20 protein-coding genes are annotated in these 19,854 nt (G+C 71.7%); 11 read left to right on the top strand and 9 right to left on the bottom strand.

Translation table 11 applies throughout. From position 1 onward, the window contains the following. Positions 1-5: 5 nt before the first annotated feature. The 3 genes from H181DRAFT_RS14315 to H181DRAFT_RS14305 form a co-directional block, all read right to left on the bottom strand. Positions 6-347 carry a DUF3817 domain-containing protein gene (locus H181DRAFT_RS14315; RefSeq protein ID WP_045864847.1) on the bottom strand — a complete coding sequence of 114 codons (342 nt, stop codon included), beginning with the start codon at positions 345-347 and terminating at the stop codon, positions 6-8. Between the two features lie 73 nt (positions 348-420). Then, entirely contained in the window at positions 421-987 is a 567-nt protein-coding gene (locus tag H181DRAFT_RS14310; RefSeq protein ID WP_045864846.1) for a MarR family winged helix-turn-helix transcriptional regulator, read from the bottom strand. Positions 988-1,082: 95 nt separating this feature from the next. After that, positions 1,083-2,465: an MFS transporter gene (locus tag H181DRAFT_RS14305; RefSeq protein ID WP_175439772.1), complete on the bottom strand. Its 1,383-nt coding sequence runs from the start codon at positions 2,463-2,465 to the stop codon at positions 1,083-1,085. Between the two features lie 76 nt (positions 2,466-2,541). On the opposite strand from H181DRAFT_RS14305, the gene H181DRAFT_RS14300 reads away from it, so the two are divergent. Then, positions 2,542-3,555, top strand: a complete 1,014-nt coding sequence (locus H181DRAFT_RS14300) for an ArsR/SmtB family transcription factor (RefSeq protein WP_045864845.1) — start codon at positions 2,542-2,544, stop codon at positions 3,553-3,555. 10 nt (positions 3,556-3,565) lie between these two features. Here H181DRAFT_RS14300 and H181DRAFT_RS14295 read toward each other — a convergent pair whose 3' ends face one another. Continuing rightward, positions 3,566-3,859, bottom strand: coding sequence for an MTH1187 family thiamine-binding protein (locus tag H181DRAFT_RS14295; protein ID WP_045864844.1), 294 nt, complete (start codon positions 3,857-3,859; stop codon positions 3,566-3,568). After that, positions 3,856-4,242 carry a DUF3817 domain-containing protein gene (locus H181DRAFT_RS14290; protein WP_045864843.1) on the bottom strand — a complete coding sequence of 129 codons (387 nt, stop codon included), beginning with the start codon at positions 4,240-4,242 and terminating at the stop codon, positions 3,856-3,858. Before H181DRAFT_RS14290 ends, H181DRAFT_RS14295 begins: the two co-directional genes overlap by 4 nt. A 94-nt stretch (positions 4,243-4,336) precedes the next feature. On the opposite strand from H181DRAFT_RS14290, the gene H181DRAFT_RS14285 reads away from it, so the two are divergent. From H181DRAFT_RS14285 to H181DRAFT_RS14270, 4 genes are read left to right on the top strand one after another with little or no spacing between them, the layout of a single operon-like run. Then, a complete protein-coding gene (locus tag H181DRAFT_RS14285) occupies positions 4,337-4,975 on the top strand; it encodes an AIM24 family protein (RefSeq protein ID WP_074467862.1) in 639 nt (212 codons plus the stop codon). Beyond that, complete coding sequence (locus H181DRAFT_RS14280; RefSeq protein WP_045864841.1) at positions 4,975-5,625, top strand: AIM24 family protein; 651 nt, start codon at positions 4,975-4,977, stop codon at positions 5,623-5,625. The genes H181DRAFT_RS14285 and H181DRAFT_RS14280 overlap by 1 nt, the downstream gene beginning before the upstream one ends. Next, positions 5,622-6,410 (top strand): AIM24 family protein, encoded by a 789-nt coding sequence (locus H181DRAFT_RS14275; protein ID WP_045864840.1) that lies wholly within the window; start codon positions 5,622-5,624, stop codon positions 6,408-6,410. The genes H181DRAFT_RS14280 and H181DRAFT_RS14275 overlap by 4 nt, the downstream gene beginning before the upstream one ends. 47 nt (positions 6,411-6,457) lie before the next feature. Next, positions 6,458-6,934 carry a MarR family winged helix-turn-helix transcriptional regulator gene (locus H181DRAFT_RS14270; protein WP_045864839.1) on the top strand — a complete coding sequence of 159 codons (477 nt, stop codon included), beginning with the start codon at positions 6,458-6,460 and terminating at the stop codon, positions 6,932-6,934. Positions 6,935-6,977: 43 nt separating this feature from the next. On the opposite strand, the gene H181DRAFT_RS14265 is transcribed toward H181DRAFT_RS14270, so the two are convergent. Both H181DRAFT_RS14265 and H181DRAFT_RS14260 read right to left on the bottom strand, forming a co-directional pair. Further along, complete coding sequence (locus H181DRAFT_RS14265) at positions 6,978-8,387, bottom strand: sensor histidine kinase (RefSeq protein WP_045864838.1); 1,410 nt, start codon at positions 8,385-8,387, stop codon at positions 6,978-6,980. Then, positions 8,380-9,045 carry a response regulator transcription factor gene (locus H181DRAFT_RS14260; RefSeq protein WP_045864837.1) on the bottom strand — a complete coding sequence of 222 codons (666 nt, stop codon included), beginning with the start codon at positions 9,043-9,045 and terminating at the stop codon, positions 8,380-8,382. The genes H181DRAFT_RS14265 and H181DRAFT_RS14260 overlap by 8 nt, the downstream gene beginning before the upstream one ends. A 113-nt stretch (positions 9,046-9,158) precedes the next feature. Between H181DRAFT_RS14260 and H181DRAFT_RS14255 the strand changes: the two genes are divergently transcribed. After that, positions 9,159-9,923 carry a PepSY domain-containing protein gene (locus H181DRAFT_RS14255; RefSeq protein ID WP_045864836.1) on the top strand — a complete coding sequence of 255 codons (765 nt, stop codon included), beginning with the start codon at positions 9,159-9,161 and terminating at the stop codon, positions 9,921-9,923. 126 nt (positions 9,924-10,049) lie between these two features. On the opposite strand, the gene meaB is transcribed toward H181DRAFT_RS14255, so the two are convergent. Both meaB and H181DRAFT_RS14245 read right to left on the bottom strand, forming a co-directional pair. Next, positions 10,050-11,027 (bottom strand): methylmalonyl Co-A mutase-associated GTPase MeaB, encoded by a 978-nt coding sequence (meaB, locus tag H181DRAFT_RS14250; protein WP_045864835.1) that lies wholly within the window; start codon positions 11,025-11,027, stop codon positions 10,050-10,052. A 148-nt stretch (positions 11,028-11,175) separates the two neighbouring features. After that, positions 11,176-12,393: an acetyl-CoA C-acetyltransferase gene (locus H181DRAFT_RS14245; protein ID WP_045864834.1), complete on the bottom strand. Its 1,218-nt coding sequence runs from the start codon at positions 12,391-12,393 to the stop codon at positions 11,176-11,178. A 205-nt stretch (positions 12,394-12,598) separates the two neighbouring features. Between H181DRAFT_RS14245 and mce the strand changes: the two genes are divergently transcribed. From mce to H181DRAFT_RS14220, 5 genes are all read left to right on the top strand, one after another. Beyond that, positions 12,599-13,060: a methylmalonyl-CoA epimerase gene (gene mce, locus H181DRAFT_RS14240; protein WP_045864833.1), complete on the top strand. Its 462-nt coding sequence runs from the start codon at positions 12,599-12,601 to the stop codon at positions 13,058-13,060. Between the two features lie 167 nt (positions 13,061-13,227). After that, positions 13,228-16,572, top strand: a complete 3,345-nt coding sequence (gene scy / locus H181DRAFT_RS14235) for a polarized growth protein Scy (RefSeq protein ID WP_045864832.1) — start codon at positions 13,228-13,230, stop codon at positions 16,570-16,572. 123 nt (positions 16,573-16,695) lie between these two features. Then, positions 16,696-17,649, top strand: coding sequence for a coiled-coil domain-containing protein (locus H181DRAFT_RS14230; RefSeq protein ID WP_045864831.1), 954 nt, complete (start codon positions 16,696-16,698; stop codon positions 17,647-17,649). Between the two features lie 386 nt (positions 17,650-18,035). Next, a complete protein-coding gene (locus tag H181DRAFT_RS14225; RefSeq protein WP_045864830.1) occupies positions 18,036-18,992 on the top strand; it encodes an ABC transporter ATP-binding protein in 957 nt (318 codons plus the stop codon). Positions 18,993-18,994: 2 nt separating this feature from the next. Then, complete coding sequence (locus tag H181DRAFT_RS14220) at positions 18,995-19,765, top strand: ABC transporter permease (protein ID WP_045864829.1); 771 nt, start codon at positions 18,995-18,997, stop codon at positions 19,763-19,765. Positions 19,766-19,854: the final 89 nt, after the last annotated feature.

Raw genomic sequence — 19,854 nt, 5'->3', positions numbered from 1 at the left:
TGCCCCTACACCTTCGCGGGGGACGTGCGGCCGTCCCGGTCCTCCTCGACCAGCGGCGCGACCTCGCGTGCGACCTTGCGCTCGACGAAGAAGGCAGCGGTCGGGATCGTCCCGGAGAGCAGGATCCAGAGCAGCTTGCCGAACGGCCACCGGGCCTTCTGTCCCAGGTCGAAGGCGAAGACCAGGTAGACGATGTACAGCAGGCCGTGCGCCTGGGAGACCATGAACGTGATCTCCTCGCCGGTGCCGAAGCCGTACTTGAAGATCATGCAGGTGCACAGGACGAGCAGCATGACGGCGGTGACGTACGCCATCACGCGGTAGCGGGTCAGCACGGACTTCTTCATGGGTCGAGCGTAGCGGTGGGCGCGGCGGGGCCTCACGGCACCCCGGTCCCGCTCCCCCGCCGGGTCCGGAGCCCTACTCCCCGGCAGACCCGGAGGGGCCGTCGACGGCGCGGCGGCCGCCGGAGGGCTCGGTCCCGTCGGCGAAGTCCTCGGCGGCGATCCGCAGCGGCCTGAGCAACGAGAAGATCTCGCCGCACTCCTCCGCGTCGTACACGCTCAGCCCGAAGTCCACGGCCATGAGCTCGCGCGTCGCCGCCTCGCACACCTCGCGGCCCCTGTCCGTGATGGAGGCGAGGATCCCGCGGCCGTCCTCCGGGTTGGGGCGCTTGGCGACGAGGCCCGACCTCTGGAGCCGGTCGACGGTGTTGGTGACCGAGGTGGGGTGCACCATCAGACGCTCGCCGATCTTGGACATCGGCAGCTCTCCCGCCCGGGAGAAGGTCAGCAGCACGAGCGCCTCGTAGCGGGCGAAGGTCAGTCCGTACGGCTTGACGACCGCGTCGACCTGCGCGAGCAGGATCTGATGGGCACGCATGATCGAGGTGATCGCGGCCATGGACGGGACCGACCCCCACCGCTGCTTCCAGAGCTCGTCGGCGCGGGCGATGGGATCGAACGTCAGGCTGAGCGGCTTGGACACGCCATAGACCCTAGTCTGCGCCCACATGGCGGCCATAGCCGTCTCACAAGACGGGCCGCTCGCCGCACCCGGCCCAGGCGGAGAAGCAGTCGCCCTCACGGTGAGGCCGGGCGTCCCGGAACCGCCCGCGCCGTCCGCACCGCGCGGACGGCGGCCAGGACCGCGCCCGTGCCGACGACCCCCGCGCTCACGACCACCCAGTGCGGCGGCGCGAACTCGCCGGCGAGGCCGCCGACCGCCATGCCCAGACCCTGCACCGTCATCACCCCGGACGACATGACGGTCATCGCGCGGGCCCGCAGCTCCTCCGGCACTGCGTCGAAGAACCACCGGTCGAGACCGAGGGTGTACGCGATGCCCGTACCCGCGGCGAAGAGGGCGGCAAGCGCGAGGAAGAGGCCGGGGCGCAGCGCGAAGAGCAGGAAGGGCAGGAGCAGTGATCCGGCGAGCGGCAGCACCAGGCGTTCGCGGGTCGCGGGCTTCAGCAGTCCGCCCGCGGCCAGTTCCGCGGCGACCCCGCCCACCGGCATCGCGGCCAGCAGCAGCCCCACTCCGGCGGAGCCGGCGCCGATCTCGGCCGCGTAGGGCGCCGCCAGTCCCTCCGGGACGACGAGGAAGGCGGGCGGCAGCCAGCACAGTGCGAGCAGCCCCCGGACGGTTCGGTCCGCGAAGAGGGCACGGGTTCCGCCGCGTTTCCGCCCGGAAGCTTCCGCCTCCCCCGTCGCCGCCTCCCCTGTCGCCCCCTCCCCCGAGGCCGCCGGGCCCGGGCGGCCGTGCCCCGCGGAGGTGCCCAGCCGCAGCAGCACGGCCGAGGCGAGGAACCCGCCCACGGCCAGGAGCAGCGCGCCCCGCGGGCTGAGCACCAGAAGGAGGAGACCCGTCGCGGCGAAGCCCGCGATCTGGGCGGCCTGTGCGGAGATCCTCAGGAGCGAGCGTCCGAGTACGAAGGCGTCCCCGGCCAGGATGTCGCCGAGCGACGCCGCCCGCACCCCGCCGAACAACGGCTGGACGAAGGCGGTCACGGCCCGCAGCGCCAGGAGCCCCGCGACGGGCATGCCCGGCAGCAGCATGGCCCCGACTGACGCCGCGCAGACGAGGTCGCAGCCGACGAGCACCGGTCTGGCCGGGAAGCGCTCGGCGACCGGTGCCAGCAGCGCACCGCCGAGCGCCTGCGGAAGGAAGCCCATCGCGAACGTGAGGGCGGACAGCAGCGGAGAAGAGGTGCCGGCGTATACCAGGACCGGCAGGGCGACGTGGGCCACGACGCCGCCCAGCAGGGACAGCACGTGCGCGGCGAAGACGAAGCGGAACTCCCGCGCGCGGAAGACCGCCCGGTAGCCCTCGCCGGGCTGCCCCTCGATGGGCGGGGCCTCGCCGGGCTGCGCCTCGATGGGCTGGGCCGGACGGTCACCCGGGCGGCGCTCTCCGGCCTGCGGCGCGGTGCTGCCGGTGTCCTCGCTACCGGTACGGGATGGCATGCCGTGAGCCTGTCGCGCCATGCCGGGGGCCTCTAGTGTTTCGGTACTGGCCGAATCACGGCTCCCGGGGGACGTCATGCCTCTGCATCTCCAGTTCGGCACCGACGACCTGCTGCGCTGCCGGTTCGCCGTCTCGCCGCTCTGCGAGACGCACGAGGCCGTGCGGACGCTGCGGCGCACGGAGCGGCACGGCTACCACCTTCCGTGGCTCCGCCGGATCCACTCCGCCGTGCGCGGGCTCGACCTCACGCCCCTGTGGCTGCTGATGCCGCAGCACGGGGGCTACACGCCGGACTTCCTCGGCCCGCCCACCCTCGAATCCGGCAGTCCCGCGCCCGTATTCGCGGACGAGCTGGAGCGCGTGCGCGGCACCGACCCCTCCCTGGCCCGCGCGGAGCTCGTCCGCTCGCTGGAGAGCACGCCCGGTGCCGCCCGGTCCGCCGCCGGCCGGGCCATGCTGGACGACCCGGCCCGGGCGGTACGGGAACTGGCCGATCTGACCGAACGCGCCTGGCACGCGCTGATCGCCCCGGACTGGCCGCGGCTGCGGGACCTGCTGGAGGCCGATATCGCCCACCGCGCACGGCAGTTGGCGGAGGGCGGCCTGGAGCGGCTGTTCGCGGACCTGCATCCCCGGCTGTCGTGGAGCGAGGGCACGCTGTCGGTGCGCACCACCTACCGCGGGCTGCAAGTGCAGCAGCTGCGCGGCCGCGGGGTGCTGATGATCCCCAGCGTCTTCGTCTGGCCGGACGTGGTGAGCGGCTTCGCCCCGCCGTGGCAGCCGGCCGTCCTCTACCCGGCGCGGGGCGTGGGCAACCTCTGGCAGCGGCCCACCGCGGGCTCCGCGCAGGCCCTGTCGCGGCTGCTCGGCGCCAACCGCGCCGCCGTACTGAGCGCGCTGGACTGCCCCGCGTCGACGACGGCGCTGGCCGCCCGCCTCGGGCTCGCGCCCTCGTCCGTCTCCGCGCACCTGGCGTCGCTGCGCGACGCCGGACTGCTGACGTCGCGCCGCGTACGCCATCAAGTGCTGTACGAGCGCACGGCGCTGGGCATCGCGCTGCTCTGCGGGGGCGCGGAACCCGAGGGGTGAAGGGGAGGGCTCAGCCCGAGAGGTGCCGCTCCACGGACTCCACCTTCGAGGTGAGCCCGTCCGTCACGCCCTGCCGGATGTCGGCCTTGAGCACGAGCGACACCCGCGGCGCGCGCTCCTCCAGGGCCGCGACCGCCTTCCGTACGACCTCCATGCACTCGTCCCAGTCGCCTTCCAGCGAAGTGAACATGGCGTCGGTGCGGTGCGGAAGGCCGGACTCGCGGACGACGCGGACGGCGTCGGCGACGTACTCGCCCACGTCCTCGCCCACCCCTATCGGTGTCACGGAGAAGGCGACGATCATGACTCGTCCGCGCCCGTGTTCTGCTCCTTGCGGGCGCGGGCGGCGATGACGCCTGCCTCCTCCTCGCGCCGGAGCTGCCTCTCCGCGAAGAAGCCGCCGGTCGGCAGCACGGCCATCGCGAACATCCACGCTGCGCGGCCGAGCGGCCACCGCACGCGGTTCCAGGCGTCCGCCCAGAACAGGACGTAGAGGACGAAGAGCGCACCGTGCACGGCCCCGAGGACCGGTACCGGGTTGAGACCCAGCTCGGGGATCCGCTTGACCACGGAAGCGGCGAGGAGCAGCAGGAAGGAGATCGCCTCGGGGGTCGACACCAGGCGGAGGCGGCGCAGGGCGGAGACCGACTTGGGCGGGAGACCGGTGGGGTTTTCCAGGATGGCCACGGCAGATCCTCGATCGTTTGTGAAGGGAAGCACAAGCGCTCGCCATTGTGGCAGCCCCTGCCCTCACCCGCCCAGCCCAGGGTAGGTTTCGCCTGTGGCTCAGTTCCGACTTCACAGCGCCAAAGTGCTCGCCGTGACGATGAACGGCGATGCCGTAAAGGCCAAGAACGGGTCGATGGTCGCCTACGACGGCCAGATGGCCTTCAAGAAACTGTCAGGCGGCGGCGAGGGGCTGCGCGGGATGGTGACCCGGCGTCTCACCGGTGAGCAGATGACGCTCATGGAGGTGAAGGGGCAGGGCACCTGCTACTTCGCGGACCGCGCCGCCGACATCAACCTGGTCCAGCTCAACGGCGAGACCCTGCACGTCGAGGCCAGCAACCTGCTCGCCACGGACTCCGGCCTGCGGACCGGCACGAGCTTCACCGGGCTCCGCGGCGCCTCCCAGGGCAACGGGCTGTTCACGACGACGGTCGAGGGCACGGGCCAGGCGGCGCTGATGTCCGACGGCACCGCGGTCGTGCTGCGCGTCGCCCAGGGCATGCCGCTGCAGGTCGACCCCGGTGCGTACATCGCACACCAGGGAAACCTGCGGCAGGACTTCCAGACCGGGGTGAACTTCCGCACCCTCATGGGCGAGGGCTCCGGGGAGTCCTTCCAGATCCGCTTCGAGGGCGACGGGCTGGTCTACGTGCAGCCCAGCGAGCGCAACACGCTGGGAGGCGACGTCTGATGCCGTTCCGCGAGATCAGCTCGAAGATGGTCGAGGCCCAGGTGCTGCCCGGGCAGCGGATGTTCAGCCAGCGCGGCGCCATGATCGCCTACAAGGGAGACGTCCGCTTCACCCCCAACATGCAGGGCGGGCAGGGCGGGCTGATGAACATGATCGGCCGCCGCGTGGCCAACGAGGCGACACCGCTGATGACCGTCGAAGGACAGGGCACGGTCATGTTCGGGCACGGCGGCCACCACGTCGAGGTGATCGAACTCGACGGCGACACCCTCTGCGTCGAGGCCGACAGGCTGCTGGCCTTCGACGGCACCCTGGAGCAGGGCACGCTCTTCCTCGGCTCCGACGGCGGCGTGATGGGCATGGTCCGCGGCCAGGTCAGCGGCCAGGGGCTGTTCACGACGACGCTCAAGGGCAAGGGCGCCGTGGCGGTGATGGCCCACGGCGGCATCATCCAGCTGCCCATCACCCCCGCGGCACCGGTCCACGTCGACCCGCAGGCGTACGTGGCGCACCACGGCGACGTGCGCAACAAGCTGTCGACCGCGCTGGGCTGGCGCGACATGGTGGGCCGCGGCTCCGGCGAGGCCTTCCAGCTCGAACTGTCCGGAAACGGGGCAGTGTTCGTACAGGCGAGTGAGGAGAAGCTGTGACCACCGCACCGCAGGTCCTGGATGTCACGACGCTGCCTTCGAACGACAACGTCAACAGCTACACCTTCTGCGTCGACCTCAACGGGCAGTGGTTCCTGCAGAAGGGCAAGATGATCGCCTACTACGGGCAGATCGACTTCAACGGCGTCGGCCACGGCCACCTCGACCGGCTCGTCGCCACCAGCTTCCACTCGCCGCTGCACGCCGCGGACTGGGTCGTCGCCGAGGGCAGCGGCAAGATGCTGCTCGCCGACCGCGCCTTCGACGTCAACTCCTACGACCTGGAGGACGGCAACCTGACGGTGCGCTCGGGGAACCTGCTGGCCTTCGAGCCGTCGCTGTCCCTGAAGCAGTCGATCATCCCGGGGTTCGTCACGCTCATCGGCACGGGGAAGTTCGTGGCCGCGTCCAACGGCGAGGTGCACTTCGTCGAACCGCCCGTGCGCGTCGATCCGCAGGCCCTCGTCGGCTGGGCGGACTGCCCCTCCCCCTGCCACCACTACGACCACGGCTACCTCAAGGGCGTACTCGGCGGCATCCGGGCCTTGACGGGCATCGGCGGCGCCTCCGGCGAGGAGCACCAGTTCGAGTTCGTGGGGGCGGGCACGGTGCTGATCCAGTCCACGGAGGTGCTGATGGCGGAGCGGGCCACGGGCGCCGTCCCGCACGAGGCGGGCGTACCGGGTGGAGGGCAGCCCGGGGGAGGGCACGGCGGAGGGCAGGGCGGTCAGATCCCGCAGATGCCGGGCCAGCTCGGCAACCTCCAGAGAAGGTTCGGGCTATGAGCACATCCGTACGGTCTTCGGACAAGCCCTGGGTAAAGTCTCCTGGTATGGACACCGACAACGGCACCCGCTGGCTCACCGAGGACGAGCAGCGTGCGTGGCGCATCCACCTGGACGTCAGCCGCCTGCTCATGTACCAGCTGGAGCGCGACCTCCAGCCGTTCGGCCTGACCATGAACGACTACGAGATCCTGGTCAACCTCTCCGAGTCCGGCGAGCACCGGATGAGGATGAGCGACCTGGCGGCCGCGACGCTCCAGTCCAAGAGCCGGCTGTCCCACCAGATCACGCGCATGGAGAAGGCGAACCTGGTGCGCCGTGAGTCCTGCGAGTCGGACAAGCGCGGGCTGTTCGCCGTGCTCACCGAGGAGGGATGGGACACGATGCGCGCCGTCGCCCCGCACCATGTCGCCTCGGTGCGGCGGCACTTCATCGACCAGATGTCGCCCGAGGACCTGGAACACCTCTACGAGACCCTGCGCCCGGTCGCCGAGAAGCTGCGCAACGAACGGGGTCGTCCCTAGGGCTGTCTGACCGCCCGGGCCCGGAACCGCCTCCCGAGCGGCTTCAGTCTTCCGCCGCCGGCAGCCGCAGTACGAAGCGGGCGCCCTCGGTGACGGTGAGGGTCCCCCCGTGCCGGGTCGCCACGTCGCGGGCGATGGCGAGGCCGAGGCCGGCGCCGCCCTCGTCGCGGCTGCGGGCGTCGTCCAGCCGCACGAACCGCTCGAAGATCCGCTCCCGTTCGGACTCGGGTACGCCGGGCCCGTCGTCGGAGACCTCCAGCTCCATCCAGCGGCGCCCGTCCCGCCGCGTCTCCCGCACGGCCACCGACACCTGCGACGCGGCGTGACGCTGCGCGTTCTGCAGAAGGTTGACGACCACCCGCGTCAACTGGCCGCGCGAACCGATGACTTCGCCCTCGGCCGTCTCCCCCAGCCGGACGGGATGCGGCCCGTGCCCCTGCTGCGCCAGCTCCTCCCGTACGAGCGCGTCCAGCGCGATCCGGTGGTCGCCCGGACGCTCCCCGGCGTCGAGGCGGGCCAGCAGCAGCAGGTCGGTCGCCAGGTCCTGCAGTCGCACGGTGTCCTGGACCGCGCCGTCCACGTCCAGCAGATCGGGGTGCGCCGCGCCCACCTCAAGCTGCGTGCGGAGCGAGGCGATGGGGCTGCGCAGCTCGTGCGACACGTCGGCGACGAACTGGCGCTGGCGCTCCACCGACGACTCCAGGGCGGCGAGCGTCTCGTTCGTGGTGCGGGCCAGCCGGGCCACCTCGTCGCCGGTGTCCGGTTCCGGGACCCGGCGGGAGAGGTCCGTGCTGGCCGTGATCCCGGCCATCTCCCTGCGGATGCCCTCGACGGGACGCAGGGCGCGCCTCGTCACCAGCCACGTCACGCCTCCGACGACGAGCAGCAGCCCGGGCAGTCCGAGGAGCATCGACCGGGTGACGGAGGAGACCGCCTCCTGCTGGTCCTCGAGGGACGACCCGGCGTAGACCGTGACGGGTGTGCGGTCCCGCGTGAGGGTCTGCACGGCGACGACGGTGAACTCCCCCGTCTCCGAGGTGTCCTCGTCGACGGGGAGCCGCAGCGTCCGCTCCTCGACGTCGCCGTCGGCTTCGGCGTCTTCCGCGTCCTCGGCGTCGTCGGCGTCGTCGGCCTCAGGGCGGTCGAAGCCGGCGACCGGGCCGCGCCCCTGGAGCGTCTCGCCCGCCCCGAGGACCTTCCCGCCCGGCGCGACGACCTGCACCGGTTCGTCCTTCTCGTCGTCGAGCCCGTCGAGTTCCCGCACCTGCCCGGCGTCGACGCCCGAGACCTGCGCCGCGACCTGGCGTGCCCTGGACTCGGCCTGCAGCCGGACGTTGTCGGCCAGCCCGCCGCGCAGCACCGCCACCACGGCGACGCCCGCAGCCACCAGCGCGACCGCGACCACGAGGGTCGCGCCCAGCGCCGCGCGCGTCCGCACCGACCCCCTACGCACCGGCGTCCACCAGCCGGTATCCGGCGCCGCGCACCGTGGTGATCCACGCCGGGCCGAGCTTGCGGCGCAGCGCGCTGATGTAGACCTCGACGATGTTGACGTCGCCCTCGTACGCGAAGTCCCAGACGTGCTCCAGGATCTCCGACTTCGAGACGACGTCCCCCGCCCGTACCGCGAGGTGTTCGAGCACGGCGAACTCCTTCGCGGTGACCTCCACCTCCCGCTCGCCCACCGTGACCTGCCGGCTTCCGGGGTCGACGGTCAGGGAGCCGAGCCGCAGGACGGTCTGCGCGCCTCGCGTGCGCCTGCGCAGCAGGGCCCGTACCCGGGCGAGCAGCACGACGTAGGAGAAGGGCTTGGTCAGGTAGTCGTCGGCTCCGGTGTCCAGGCCCTCGGCCTCGTCGTACTCGCCGTCCTTGGCGGTCAGCATCAGTACGGGGGTCTCGTCCCCGGCGGCGCGCAGCGCACCGCAGACGCGGTAGCCGTTCATGCCGGGCAGCATGATGTCGAGCACGATCAGGTCGTACTCGCCCTGGGTGGCCATGTGCAGCCCCTCGGCTCCGTCGTGCACGACGTCCACGGCGAAACCCTCGGCTGTGAGCCCCTTGGCGAGCGACCGGGCGAGCCGCTGCTCGTCCTCCACGATCAGCAAGCGCATGGGTCCACTCTCCCCCATCGCACCTGAAGTGATCTTCAGGTGGCTTCAGGCTGCGTTCAGGGTCAGCACTCCACTGTGGGACTCACATCGCAACCCACTCGGGAGGAACAGCCATGAAGCGCAAGATCGCCATCGCCACGGTCACCGCCGCCGCCCTCATCGGTACGGGCACGCTCTCCGCCGCGGCCGTCGCGGACGACGGCGAGCAGCAGCGCTCCGCGAGCACCGTCCAGGTCCAGGACCGCGACGACCGGGATGACCGGGACGGCAAGGACGACGACCGCGACGACAAGGACGACCGGGACGACCGGGATGACCGGGACGGTAAGGACGACGACCGCGACAACCGGGACGACGACAAGCGTGAGGCCGCCTCCGCTCGCGTCGACGCCTCGGAGGCGGCGGCCGCGGCCCTGAAGTCCGCGCCCGGCACCGTCACCGGGATCGACCTGGACGAAGGCAGGAACGGCCCGGTCTGGGAGGTCGACGTCACCAAGAAGGGCTCCTTCCACGAGGTCACGCTCGACGCCGGGAGCGGGAAGGTGCTCAGCGACAACAAGGACGGCGAGGAGAGCGACGACGACACCGTTCCCTCCGGCCTGAAGGTCTCCGCGGCGGAGGCGGCGGAGAAGGCCGCCGGCCAGGGCACCGTCACCTCGGTGGACTTCGGCGACGACGGCGACCGCAACTGGGAGGTCGAGGTGACCGGCAAGGACGGGAAGGAGACCGAACTGGCCGTCGACGCGCAGTCGGGCAACGTCACCCAGCAGAAGGCGGACGACGACGCCCAGGACGACCGCGACGACGACCGTGATGACCGTGACGACGACCGCGACGACAAGGACGACAAGCACGACGAGGACGGCGACGAGGACTGACCGTCCGTGCGGCCGCCCGTCCGGCGGCCGGGGAGTTCCCACTCCACGCGAAAGGCGCCGGGGCTGCGACAGCCCCGGCGCCTCCGTCGATCTCGCGCGCTCGCTCCTGCCGCGCACGCCCGCGCGTCAGCCCTGGCCGCCCTCCGCGGCGCCCGCCACACCGGCGACCAGTTCGTCCGCGGCCGCGTACGGGTCGAGGGAGCCCCCGACGACCCGCTCGGCCAGCGCGTCGAGCCGCTGCCCGCCCCGGAGTTCACCCATCCGCTCCCGCAGCGCCGTCACCGCGATCGTCTCGATCTCGTGCGCCGCGCGCCGCGAACGCCGCTCCGCCAGCACGCCGCGCTCCTCCATCCACGCGCGGTGCTTCTCCAGGGCCTCGACGACCTCGTCCACGCCCTCGCCCCGCGCCGCGACCGTCCGGACGATGGGCGGACGCCAGTCGCCGGGCGAGCGCGCCTCTCCCAGGCCCAGCATGTGGTTGAGCTCGCGGACCGTGGCGTCGGCACCGTCGCGGTCCGCCTTGTTGACCACGTACACGTCGCCGATCTCGAGGATTCCCGCCTTCGCGGCCTGGATCCCGTCGCCCATCCCCGGTGCGAGGAGAACGACGCTCGTGTCGGCCTGGGCCGCGATCTCCACCTCGCTCTGGCCCACGCCGACCGTCTCGACGAGGACGACGTCGCACCCTGCCGCGTCCAGTACGCGGATGGCCTGCGGCGCCGCCCAGGCGAGGCCGCCCAGGTGGCCGCGCGTGGCCATCGAGCGGATGTAGACCCCCGGATCGGAGGCGTGCTCCCCCATCCGCACCCGGTCGCCCAGCAGCGCACCGCCGGAGAAGGGCGACGAGGGGTCGACGGCGAGGATGCCCACCCGTTTCCCCGCCCGCCTGTACGCGCCGACCAGCGCCGACGTCGACGTGGACTTGCCGACGCCGGGCGAACCGGTGAGACCCACGACGTAGGCGTTGCCGCAGAGCGGAGCCAGCGCCGCCATCACCTCGCGCAGCTGCGGCGACGCCCCCTCCACGAGGGAGATCAGCCGGGCCACCGCCCGCGGTCTTCCCTCTCTCGCCTGCTCCACCAGCGTGGGGACGTCTGCCGCCATGCCGTTCGCGCTCCTCGCTTCTCGTGCACCAATCCGTGAGCCCGCACCGCGGACCGCGGCCCGTGGGAGTCGCGGCCCGCGCCACGGGCCGAGCGCCCGGCTGCCGCGCCCCGGGCGGGGCGGGCAGCCGGGCCGCCTTCCGTCCCGCTTACCTGCGGGGGACCCGGAGCACCAGCGCGTCGCCCTGGCCGCCTCCGCCGCACAGCGCCGCGGCGCCGGTTCCGCCGCCCCTGCGGCGCAGTTCCAGCGCCAGGTGGAGGACGATACGGGCGCCGGACATGCCGATGGGGTGGCCGAGGGCGATCGCACCGCCGTTGACGTTCACCTTTTCGGTGCTGACGCCGAGGTCCTTCATTGACTGCACCGCGACGGCGGCGAAGGCCTCGTTGATCTCGATCAGGTCCAGATCCGCGGCGCCGAGCCCGCCCTCCTCCTTCGAGAGGGCGTGCTGGATCGCCCTGGAAGGCTGCGACTGGAGCGAGTTGTCGGGACCGGCGACGTTCCCGTGCGCGCCGATCTCCGCGAGCCACTCCAGGCCCAGCTCCTCGGCCTTGGCCTTGCTCATGACGACGACGGCGGCGGCGCCGTCGGAGATCTGGGAGGCCGAACCGGCCGTGATGGTGCCGTCCTTGGCGAACGCGGGACGCAGCTTGCCCAGCGACTCGGTGGTCGTCTCGCCCCGGATGCCCTCGTCCTGGCTGAAGACCACCGGGTCGCCCTTGCGCTGCGGGATCTCGACGGGGGTGATCTCGGCGTCGAAGAGGCCGTTCTTCTGCGCGGCGGCGGCGCGCTGGTGGGACAGCGCCGCGATCTCGTCCTGCTCGGGGCGGGCGATGCCGAGCCTGGTGTTGTGCTTCTCGGTCGACTCGCCCATGGCGACGTTCTCGAAGGAGTCGGTCAGCCCGTCGTGGGCCATGGCGTCGAGCATCTGGACGGCGCCGTACTTGTACCCCTCACGGGACTTCGGCAGCAGGTGCGGGGCGTTCGTCATCGACTCCTGGCCGCCGGCGACCACGATGTCGAACTCCCCGGCGCGGACGAGCTGGTCGGCCAGCGCGATCGCGTCGAGGCCCGAGAGGCAGACCTTGTTGACGGTCAGGGCCGGCACGTTCATCGGGATGCCCGCCTTCACCGCGGCCTGGCGCGCCGGAATCTGCCCGGCCCCGGCCTGGAGCACCTGGCCCATGATCACGTACTCGACCTGGTCGCCGCTGATCCCCGCGCGGTCCAGGGCCGCCTTGATGGCGAACCCGCCGAGGTCGGCGCCCGAGAAGGACTTGAGGGAGCCGAGCAGCCGCCCCATGGGGGTGCGCGCACCGGCGACGATCACGGAGGTGCCGGACGTACGTGCTGCCGTACCAGTCATGAAGTTCAGATCCCTTCCTGAGGGTCCCTCCGGGGCCCGTGGCTCCCGGGGCGAGTCCCCCGGATCGCTGGGTGCAGAGGGGGAAGTTAACGAGGGTTAAGGGGCCACCGCCAATGTACTGAGCGGTACTGTCCCCGGTCACCGGTCAGCGGGTGTGACCGTGCGCACGTTGCGTAACCATGCGGTGAGGCGCTGCACTGGGGAAATGCTGACGCGTATCGACCACATCGGGATCGCCTGCTTCGACCTTGACCGGACCGTCGACTTCTACCGTGCCACGTACGGCTTCGAGGTCTTCCACACCGAGGTCAACGAGGAGCAGGGCGTGCGTGAGGCCATGCTCCGCATCAACGGCACCGACGACGGCGGCTCCTCGTACATCCAGCTCCTGGAGCCCGTGCGGGAGGACTCGGCCGTCGCCAAGTGGCTGGCGAAGAACGGCGAGGGCGTCCACCACATCGCCTTCGGCACCGCGGATGTGGACGCCGACGCGGAGGCGGCCCGGGAACGCGGCGTCCGCGTCCTGTACGACGAGCCGCGCACGGGTTCGATGGGCTCCCGCATCACCTTCCTGCACCCGAAGGACTGCCACGGAGTCCTCACGGAGTTGGTGACCGCTGCGGGCTCATCCGCCCCCTCCGTCCCCCCGGCATCCACGGACCACTGACGCCCGCTTCTCAGCCCGGTAGAGTGACCACTCGGCCGGGGCGGGGCCTTCACGCCTCCCGAGGGAGGATCGGGCTGGCAGTCCGGCCCTTTTTCCGCCGATGATCTGACACCATTCCACGAGGGGTCAGTTCACCAAGACGACCAGGGGACGGATGGGACCGCGCAGTGCGGGGCTACGACCGCTACGAGGCTGACGACCACCTCTCGCAGTTCGAGGCCGAGATGGAGCGGCTGAAGAAGGAGCGGGAGAAGGCCGTCGACCATGCCGACGACCTCGGCTATCAGGTCGAAGTGCTGCGCGCCAAGCTGCACGAGGCGCGCCGCGCTCTTGCCACGCGCCCAGCCGGATACGACAACCTCTCCCAGCAGGCCGAGGCGCTCCTCCGCAACGCCCAGCTGCAGGCCGACCAGATGCGGGCTGACGCCGAACGCGAGCTGCGGGACGCCCGGCTGGAGACGCAGCGGCTCCTTCAGGAGCGTGCCGAGCAGCAGTCCCGGCTGGAGTCGGAGCTGCACGCCGAAGCCGTACGCCGCCGGCAGCAGCTCGACCAGGAGCTGTCGGAGCGCCGCTCCACGGTCGAATCCCACGTCAACGAGAACGTCGCCTGGGCGGAGCAGCTCCGCGCCCGTACCGAACAGCAGGCGCAGCGCCTCATGGAGGAGACGCGCGCCGAGACGGAGCGCGCCCTCGCCCAGGCCCGCGAGGAGGCCCAGCGCCACGCGGAGGAGACCCGCAACAGGCTCACCTCCGAGGCCGACCAGGCCCGCACCGAGGCCGACGCGATCCTGCGCCGGGCCCGCGCGGAGGCCGAGCGGCTCCTCAGCGCCGCTTCCACGCAGGCGCAGGAGGCCAGCGAGCACGCCGAGCAGCTCCGCAGCTCGACCACCAGCGAGTCCGAGTCGTCCCGCCGCGAGGCCGCCGACCTGGTACGTCGTGCCGGCGAGCGGATGCAGGAGGCCGAGGCCGCGCTGCGCGAGGCGCGCGCCGAGGCGGACCGCAAGCTCAACGAGGCGGCGGACGCCGCGGCGAAGCAGATCGCCGACGCCGAGGCGGACACCGAGCAGCGCACCAGGACCGCGAAGGGCGAAGTCGCCCGGATGGTCAGCGAGGCCACCAAGGAGTCGGAGGCCATCAAGGCCGAGGCCGAGCGACTGCGCGAGGAGGCCAAGGCCGAGGCGGAGCAGGTCATCGCCGAGGCCAAGGAGGAAGCCAGGTCGAGGTCGGCCGAGGAGTCCGCCAACAGGCTCGCGGAGGCGGCCCGTACGGCCGAGGACGTACTGGACAAGGCGTCCGAGGAGGCGAAGGCCACGACGCGTTCGGCCACAGAGGAGGCCGAACGCGTCCGGCACGAGGCCGAGGAGGAGGCCGCCCGGCTGCGCAACGAGGCGAGCAGGCTCGTCGAGGAGCTCGAGGGCGCCGCCAAGGACGACACGAAGGAGTACCGCGAGAAGACCGTCGAGCTCCAGGAGGAGGCCCGGCGGCTGCGGGACGAGGCGGAGCAGCTTCGCGCGGAGGCGATCGAGGAGGGCGAGCGCATCCGCAGCGAGGCCCGCCGCGACGCCGTCCAGCAGATCGAGGAGGCCGCGAACCGCGCGGAAGAGCTGCTGATCAAGGCGAAGGCCGACGCGGAGGACACCCGCAGCGACGCCGCCACCGAGAGCGAGCGGGTCCGCACGGAGGCCATCGAGCGGGCGACGACGCTGCGCCGCCAGGCGGACGAGGCGCTGGAGCGCGCCAACTCCGAGGCGGAGGAGCTGCGTTCCACCGCCGAGGAGCAGGCGCACCAGACGCGTACGGACGCCGACGAGGCGGGGCGCCGCATCCGCGAGGAGGCCGAGCAGGCTGCCCGCGACCGCAAGGCGGAGGCGGCCGAGGAGCTGGAGCGGCTCCACGAGGAGGCCGAGGCGAAGCTCCGCAACGCCGAGCGCGAGCTGTCCGAAGCCCGCACGGAGGCCGAGCGGCTCCGCGAGGAGGCCCGCACCGAGACCGAGCGGCTGCGCACGGAGTCGGCCGAACGGCTCCGTACCCTGCAGGCGCAGGCCGAGGAGGACGCGGAGCGGCTGCGCTCCGAGGCGCACGCGGACGCCTCGCAGGCACGGGCCGAGGGCGAGGCGCTGGCCGTGCAGCTGCGCAGCGACGCGGCGTCCGAGGCCGAGCGGCTCCGTGCCGAGGCGCAGGACACCGCCGACCGCATCAGGTCGGAGGCCAACGCGGCGGCGGAGCGTACGAACACGGAGGCCGCGGAGGCTCTCTCCGCCGCGCGCGAGGAGGCGGAGCGCCGGCGCCGCGAGGCTGCGCAGCTCCTCTCGGAGGCCCGCGAGGAGGCGCACCGCGAGCGCCGCGAAGCGCGCGAGCAGAGCGACGAGTTGCTGGCCGCGGCCCGTCAGCGTGTCGAGGACGCGCAGACCGAGGCGGCCCGCCTCGTGGAGGAGGCGGAGAGGCGCGCGTCGGACATGGTCGCCGCCGCCGAGGAGACGGCCCAGCAGGTTCGCGACTCGGTCGCCGGGCTGCACGAGCGCGCCGAGGAGGAGATCGCGCGCAAGCGCCTCTCGGCCGAGCGGACGGCGGCGGAGCTGCGCCAGGAGGCGCAGGAGGAGACCGAGGCCGCCAAGGCGATGGCGGAGACGACGGTCGCGGAGGCCCTGGAGGAGTCGGAGCGGGCGCGCGCAGAGTCCGACCGGATCCTCGACGAGGCGCGCGAGGAGGCCTCCCGCCGGCGGAACGACGCCGCCGCGCAGGCCGACCGGCTGCTGGCGGAGGCACGCGAAGAGGCACGCCGGACGCAGACCAGCGCCGAGGAGCAGGCCGACAGCATGGTGGGCGCCGCCCGCCGCGAGTCGGACCGCCTGATCAGCGAGGCGCGCGACGAGAGCCGCGACCTGGTGGAGAGGGCGCGCACGGACTCCAACACCATGCTGGAGGAGGCCCGCAGCGACTCCGCCGCGATCCGGGAGCGGACAGAGGAGCAGCGCGTCCGCGTCGAACGCGACATCGAGAACCTGCACGAGCGTGCCCGCAGGGAGTCCTCGGAGGCTCTGCAGACGGCGGGCGAGCGCTGCGACAAGCTGGTCAAGGCCGCCCAGGAGCAGCTGCGTGACGCCGAGGAGAAGGCGGCCCGGCTGGTGCGGGAGGCGGACAACGAGGCGAGCAACGTCCGTATCGCCGCGGTGAAGAAGGCCGAGGGGCTGCTGAAGGACGCCGAGGCGCGCAAGTCCGACATCCTGCGCGAGGCCGAACAGGTCCGGGCGGAGGCCGAAGCCGAAGCGGAGCGTACGGTGGAGGCTGGCCAGCGCGAACTGGAGGTGCTGGAGCGGCGGCAGGAGAACATCAACGCCGAGATCTCCCGCGTGCAGGACGTCCTGGAGGCGCTGGAGTCGTTCGAGACTCCGGGGGCCGGTGGTGAAGGCGGCGGCAAGAAGGGCGCCGGCGATGCCGGATCAACCAACGGCGTGGCGGCGGGAGTTGGTGCAGGTACAACTCGGTCCGGTGGCAAGGATTCCGGGAGCTAGCCACTCGAACGAGCGCACATTCTCCAGATCAAACCCGCAATGGCTCGATGACACGCCGTCTTGGCCCCTAGGATTCCCCTAACACTCCCCGTCTGATAACCCGTCTGACTCGACAGGAACCCCATGAGCGACACTTCCTCCCCCTTCGGCTTCGAGCTCGTGCGGCGTGGCTACGACCGCGGGCAGGTGGACGACCGCATCACGAAGCTCGTCGCCGACCGTGACAGCGCACTGGCCCGCATCACCTCTCTGGAAAAGCGCATCGAGGAGCTCCACCTCGAGACGCAGAACGCCCAGGCACAGGTAAACGACGCCGAGCCGTCCTACGCGGGGCTCGGCGCCCGTGTCGAGAAGATCCTCCGCCTCGCCGAGGAGGAGGCCAAGGACCTGCGGGACGAGGCCCGTAAGGCCGCCGATCAGCACCGCGAGCTCGCCGAGGCCGCCGCGCAGCAGGTGCGCAACGACGCCGAGGCGTTCGCCGCCGACCGCAAGTCCAAGGCCGAGGACGAGGGCGCGCGCATCGTCGAGAAGGCCAAGGGCGAGGCGGGCGTTCTCCGTTCGGAGGCGGAGAAGGACGCGCAGTCCAAGCGCGAGGAAGCCGACTCGCTGTTCGAGGACACCCGCGCCAAGGCCGCCCAGGCGGCGGCCGACTTCGAGACGAACCTCGCCAAGCGCCGCGAGCAGTCCGAGCGTGACCTCGCCTCCCGTCAGGCGAAGGCGGAGAAGCGGCTGGCGGAGATCGAGCACCGTGCCGAGCAGCTGCGCCTGGAGGCGGAGAAGCTGCGTACGGACGCGGAGCGCCGTGCCCGTCAGACGGTGGAGACCGCCCAGCGCCAGGCCGAGGACATCGTGGCCGACGCCAACGCCAAGGCCGACCGCGTCCGCAGCGAGTCGGAGCGCGAGCTCGCCGCCCTCACCAACCGCCGCGACAGCATCAACGCGCAGCTCACCAACGTGCGCGAGATGCTGGCCACCCTCACGGGTGCCGCGGTCGCGGCCGCGGGCCAGGGCGCGGACGACGCGGAGACCGACGAGGACTCCGCCACGCGCAGCGTTCCCGCGCAGCAGTCCCGCTGACGGACGTCGCCCGTCCCTTGTGACGGGGCGACGGCGTCCGCACGGCGGAGAGCGGTTCAGGGCCCGGCACCCAGGTGCCGGGCCCTTCCCGTTGCGCCCTTCCCGTTGAACTGTGCAGGCGGCGCCCCTCCCGTCGCGCTCCGGGGAGCAACGCCGCCGGCGCGCACGGCCACGCGCAGCGGCCCACATACGGAGGGCACGACTCCGGGGTGTGGCCGGATCCCGGCTGCCACCGCCCGTCCTGTATCGCGCGTTTCCGTCCCTGTACGGGCCCCTCGCCGGGAGGGCCCGTAACGTGTGGAAGCGCCCCTGGTCTGCTGGAAACGTTTCGTACGGAGCCGTCAAACGGACTGGCGGAGGGGCGTGCGCCCGCATAGCGTCGGTGCATGATTGAGCTGCGCGAGCTGACGAAGAGGTACGGAGACAAGACAGCGGTCGACCGTCTCACGTTCAGCGTGCGCCCCGGCATCGTCACCGGCTTCCTCGGGCCCAACGGCGCGGGCAAGTCGACGACGATGCGGATGATGCTCGGCCTGGACAAGCCCACCAGCGGGGACGTCCGTATCGACGGCAAGCGCTACGACCAACTGCGCGACCCCCTTCAGTACATCGGGGCCCTGCTGGAGGCGAAGGCGGTGCACGGCGGCCGCACCGCCTACAACCACCTCCTGTGCATGGCACAGTCCAACAACGTCCCGAAGAAGCGCATCGACGCCGTACTGGATCTGGTCGGCCTGAGAGAGGTCGCCAAGAAGCGCCCCAAGGGGTTCTCGCTCGGCATGGGACAGCGCCTGGGCATCGCGGCCGCGCTGCTCGGAGATCCGAAGATCCTGATGTTCGACGAACCCGTCAACGGCCTCGACCCCGAGGGCATCCACTGGATCCGCAATCTGATGAAGCACCTCGCCTCCGAGGGCCGCACCGTCTTCGTCTCGTCCCACCTGATGAGCGAGATGGCGCTGACCGCCGAGCACCTGGTGGTCATCGGCCGCGGCAAGCTGCTCGCGGACACCTCGATGGCCGACTTCATCGCCGAGAACTCGCGCACCTTCGTGCGGGTGCGCACGCCGGAGCCGGAGCGGATGCGGGACGTCCTGGCGAGCGTCGGCGTCAGGCCCGTCTTCGAGCAGGACGGTGCGATGCAGGTGGAGGGGATGGCGCCCGCCCAGATCGGCGAGATGGCCGCCTGGTACAGGGTCGTCCTGCATGAACTGAGCCCGCAGAAGGCGTCGTTGGAAGAGGCGTTCATGCAGCTGACGGCGGGGTCCGTGGAATATCACGCGCATGAGCAGGGCCCCACGCCCGACGGGCGGAACGGCCAGGCCGGCAGGAGGAGGCGCTAACCATGCCGCACACCACCCGGGTTCTACGGTCGGAGTGGACCAAGATCCGCTCCGTGCGCTCCACGCTGTGGACGCTGGCGACGGCCCTGACGGTCACGGTCGGCCTCTCCGCCCTCATCTGCGCGTTCACCGCCTCCCAGTTCGACAAGCTGGCCAAGCAGGAGCAACTCACGTTCGACGCCGTGCAGACGAGCTTCTCCGGCTCCGGCCTCGGACAGCTCGCGATGATCGCGTTCGGCGTGATGGTCGTCGCGGGCGAGTACAGCACCGGCATGATCCGCAGCTCGCTCGCCGCCGTGCCGCAGCGCACCGTCTTCCTCCTCTCGAAGGTCTTCGTCGCCGGGACGCTCGTCCTCGTGGTGGGCATGGCGACGAGCTTCCTGGCGTTCTTCATCGGACAGGCGCTCCTCGGCGAGCGCAGCGTCTCGATCGAGGACGAAGGCGTGCTGCGGGCCGTGCTCGGCGGCGGGGTCTACATGACGCTGATCGCACTGTTCGCGATGGGGCTGAGCTTCGTGCTGCGCAGTCCGCTGCTGGCGTTCGCCATCCTGATGCCGTTCTTCTTCCTGATCTCCAACATCCTGGGGACCGTCGAGGCGACGAAGAAGTACGCGCAGTACCTGCCGGACCAGGCCGGGAAAACGGTGACGGCCGTGGTGCCCGAGTCGCTGAACCGCCCGTACGGGCCCTACGAGGGGCTGGCCATCATGGTCGCCTGGACGCTGGCCGCGCTCGTCGCGGGCTGGATCGTCCTGAAGCAGCGTGACGCCTAGGTGTTCTGTCCATGGAGGTTGGTGACGGTGATCACCGGTAGGTGATCTTGAAATGGGTGAGGGCCTTCTGGCCTGGTGTGTAGCGACGA

Origin of the sequence: Streptomyces sp. WMMB 714 (genome assembly GCF_900090125.1) — a bacterium.
Taxonomy (GTDB): domain Bacteria; phylum Actinomycetota; class Actinomycetes; order Streptomycetales; family Streptomycetaceae; genus Streptomyces; species Streptomyces daqingensis.
The sequence above is the reverse complement of the archived record's forward strand: the minus strand, read 5'-3'. Positions and strand labels throughout refer to the sequence as shown.

Coding starts and splice junctions, on each gene's coding strand:
- H181DRAFT_RS14260 (WP_045864837.1), bottom strand. CDS start 9,045: ATGCGCTTGCTGATCGTGGAGGACGAGCAGCGGCTCGCCCGGTCGCTC.
- H181DRAFT_RS14305 (WP_175439772.1), bottom strand. CDS start 2,465: ATGCCATCCCGTACCGGTAGCGAGGACACCGGCAGCACCGCGCCGCAG.
- H181DRAFT_RS14245 (WP_045864834.1), bottom strand. CDS start 12,393: ATGACTGGTACGGCAGCACGTACGTCCGGCACCTCCGTGATCGTCGCC.
- meaB (WP_045864835.1), bottom strand. CDS start 11,027: ATGGCGGCAGACGTCCCCACGCTGGTGGAGCAGGCGAGAGAGGGAAGA.
- H181DRAFT_RS14225 (WP_045864830.1), top strand. CDS start 18,036: ATGATTGAGCTGCGCGAGCTGACGAAGAGGTACGGAGACAAGACAGCG.
- H181DRAFT_RS14300 (WP_045864845.1), top strand. CDS start 2,542: ATGCCTCTGCATCTCCAGTTCGGCACCGACGACCTGCTGCGCTGCCGG.
- H181DRAFT_RS14295 (WP_045864844.1), bottom strand. CDS start 3,859: ATGATCGTCGCCTTCTCCGTGACACCGATAGGGGTGGGCGAGGACGTG.
- H181DRAFT_RS14280 (WP_045864841.1), top strand. CDS start 4,975: ATGCCGTTCCGCGAGATCAGCTCGAAGATGGTCGAGGCCCAGGTGCTG.
- H181DRAFT_RS14255 (WP_045864836.1), top strand. CDS start 9,159: ATGAAGCGCAAGATCGCCATCGCCACGGTCACCGCCGCCGCCCTCATC.
- H181DRAFT_RS14220 (WP_045864829.1), top strand. CDS start 18,995: ATGCCGCACACCACCCGGGTTCTACGGTCGGAGTGGACCAAGATCCGC.
- H181DRAFT_RS14230 (WP_045864831.1), top strand. CDS start 16,696: ATGAGCGACACTTCCTCCCCCTTCGGCTTCGAGCTCGTGCGGCGTGGC.
- H181DRAFT_RS14270 (WP_045864839.1), top strand. CDS start 6,458: ATGGACACCGACAACGGCACCCGCTGGCTCACCGAGGACGAGCAGCGT.
- H181DRAFT_RS14315 (WP_045864847.1), bottom strand. CDS start 347: ATGAAGAAGTCCGTGCTGACCCGCTACCGCGTGATGGCGTACGTCACC.
- mce (WP_045864833.1), top strand. CDS start 12,599: ATGCTGACGCGTATCGACCACATCGGGATCGCCTGCTTCGACCTTGAC.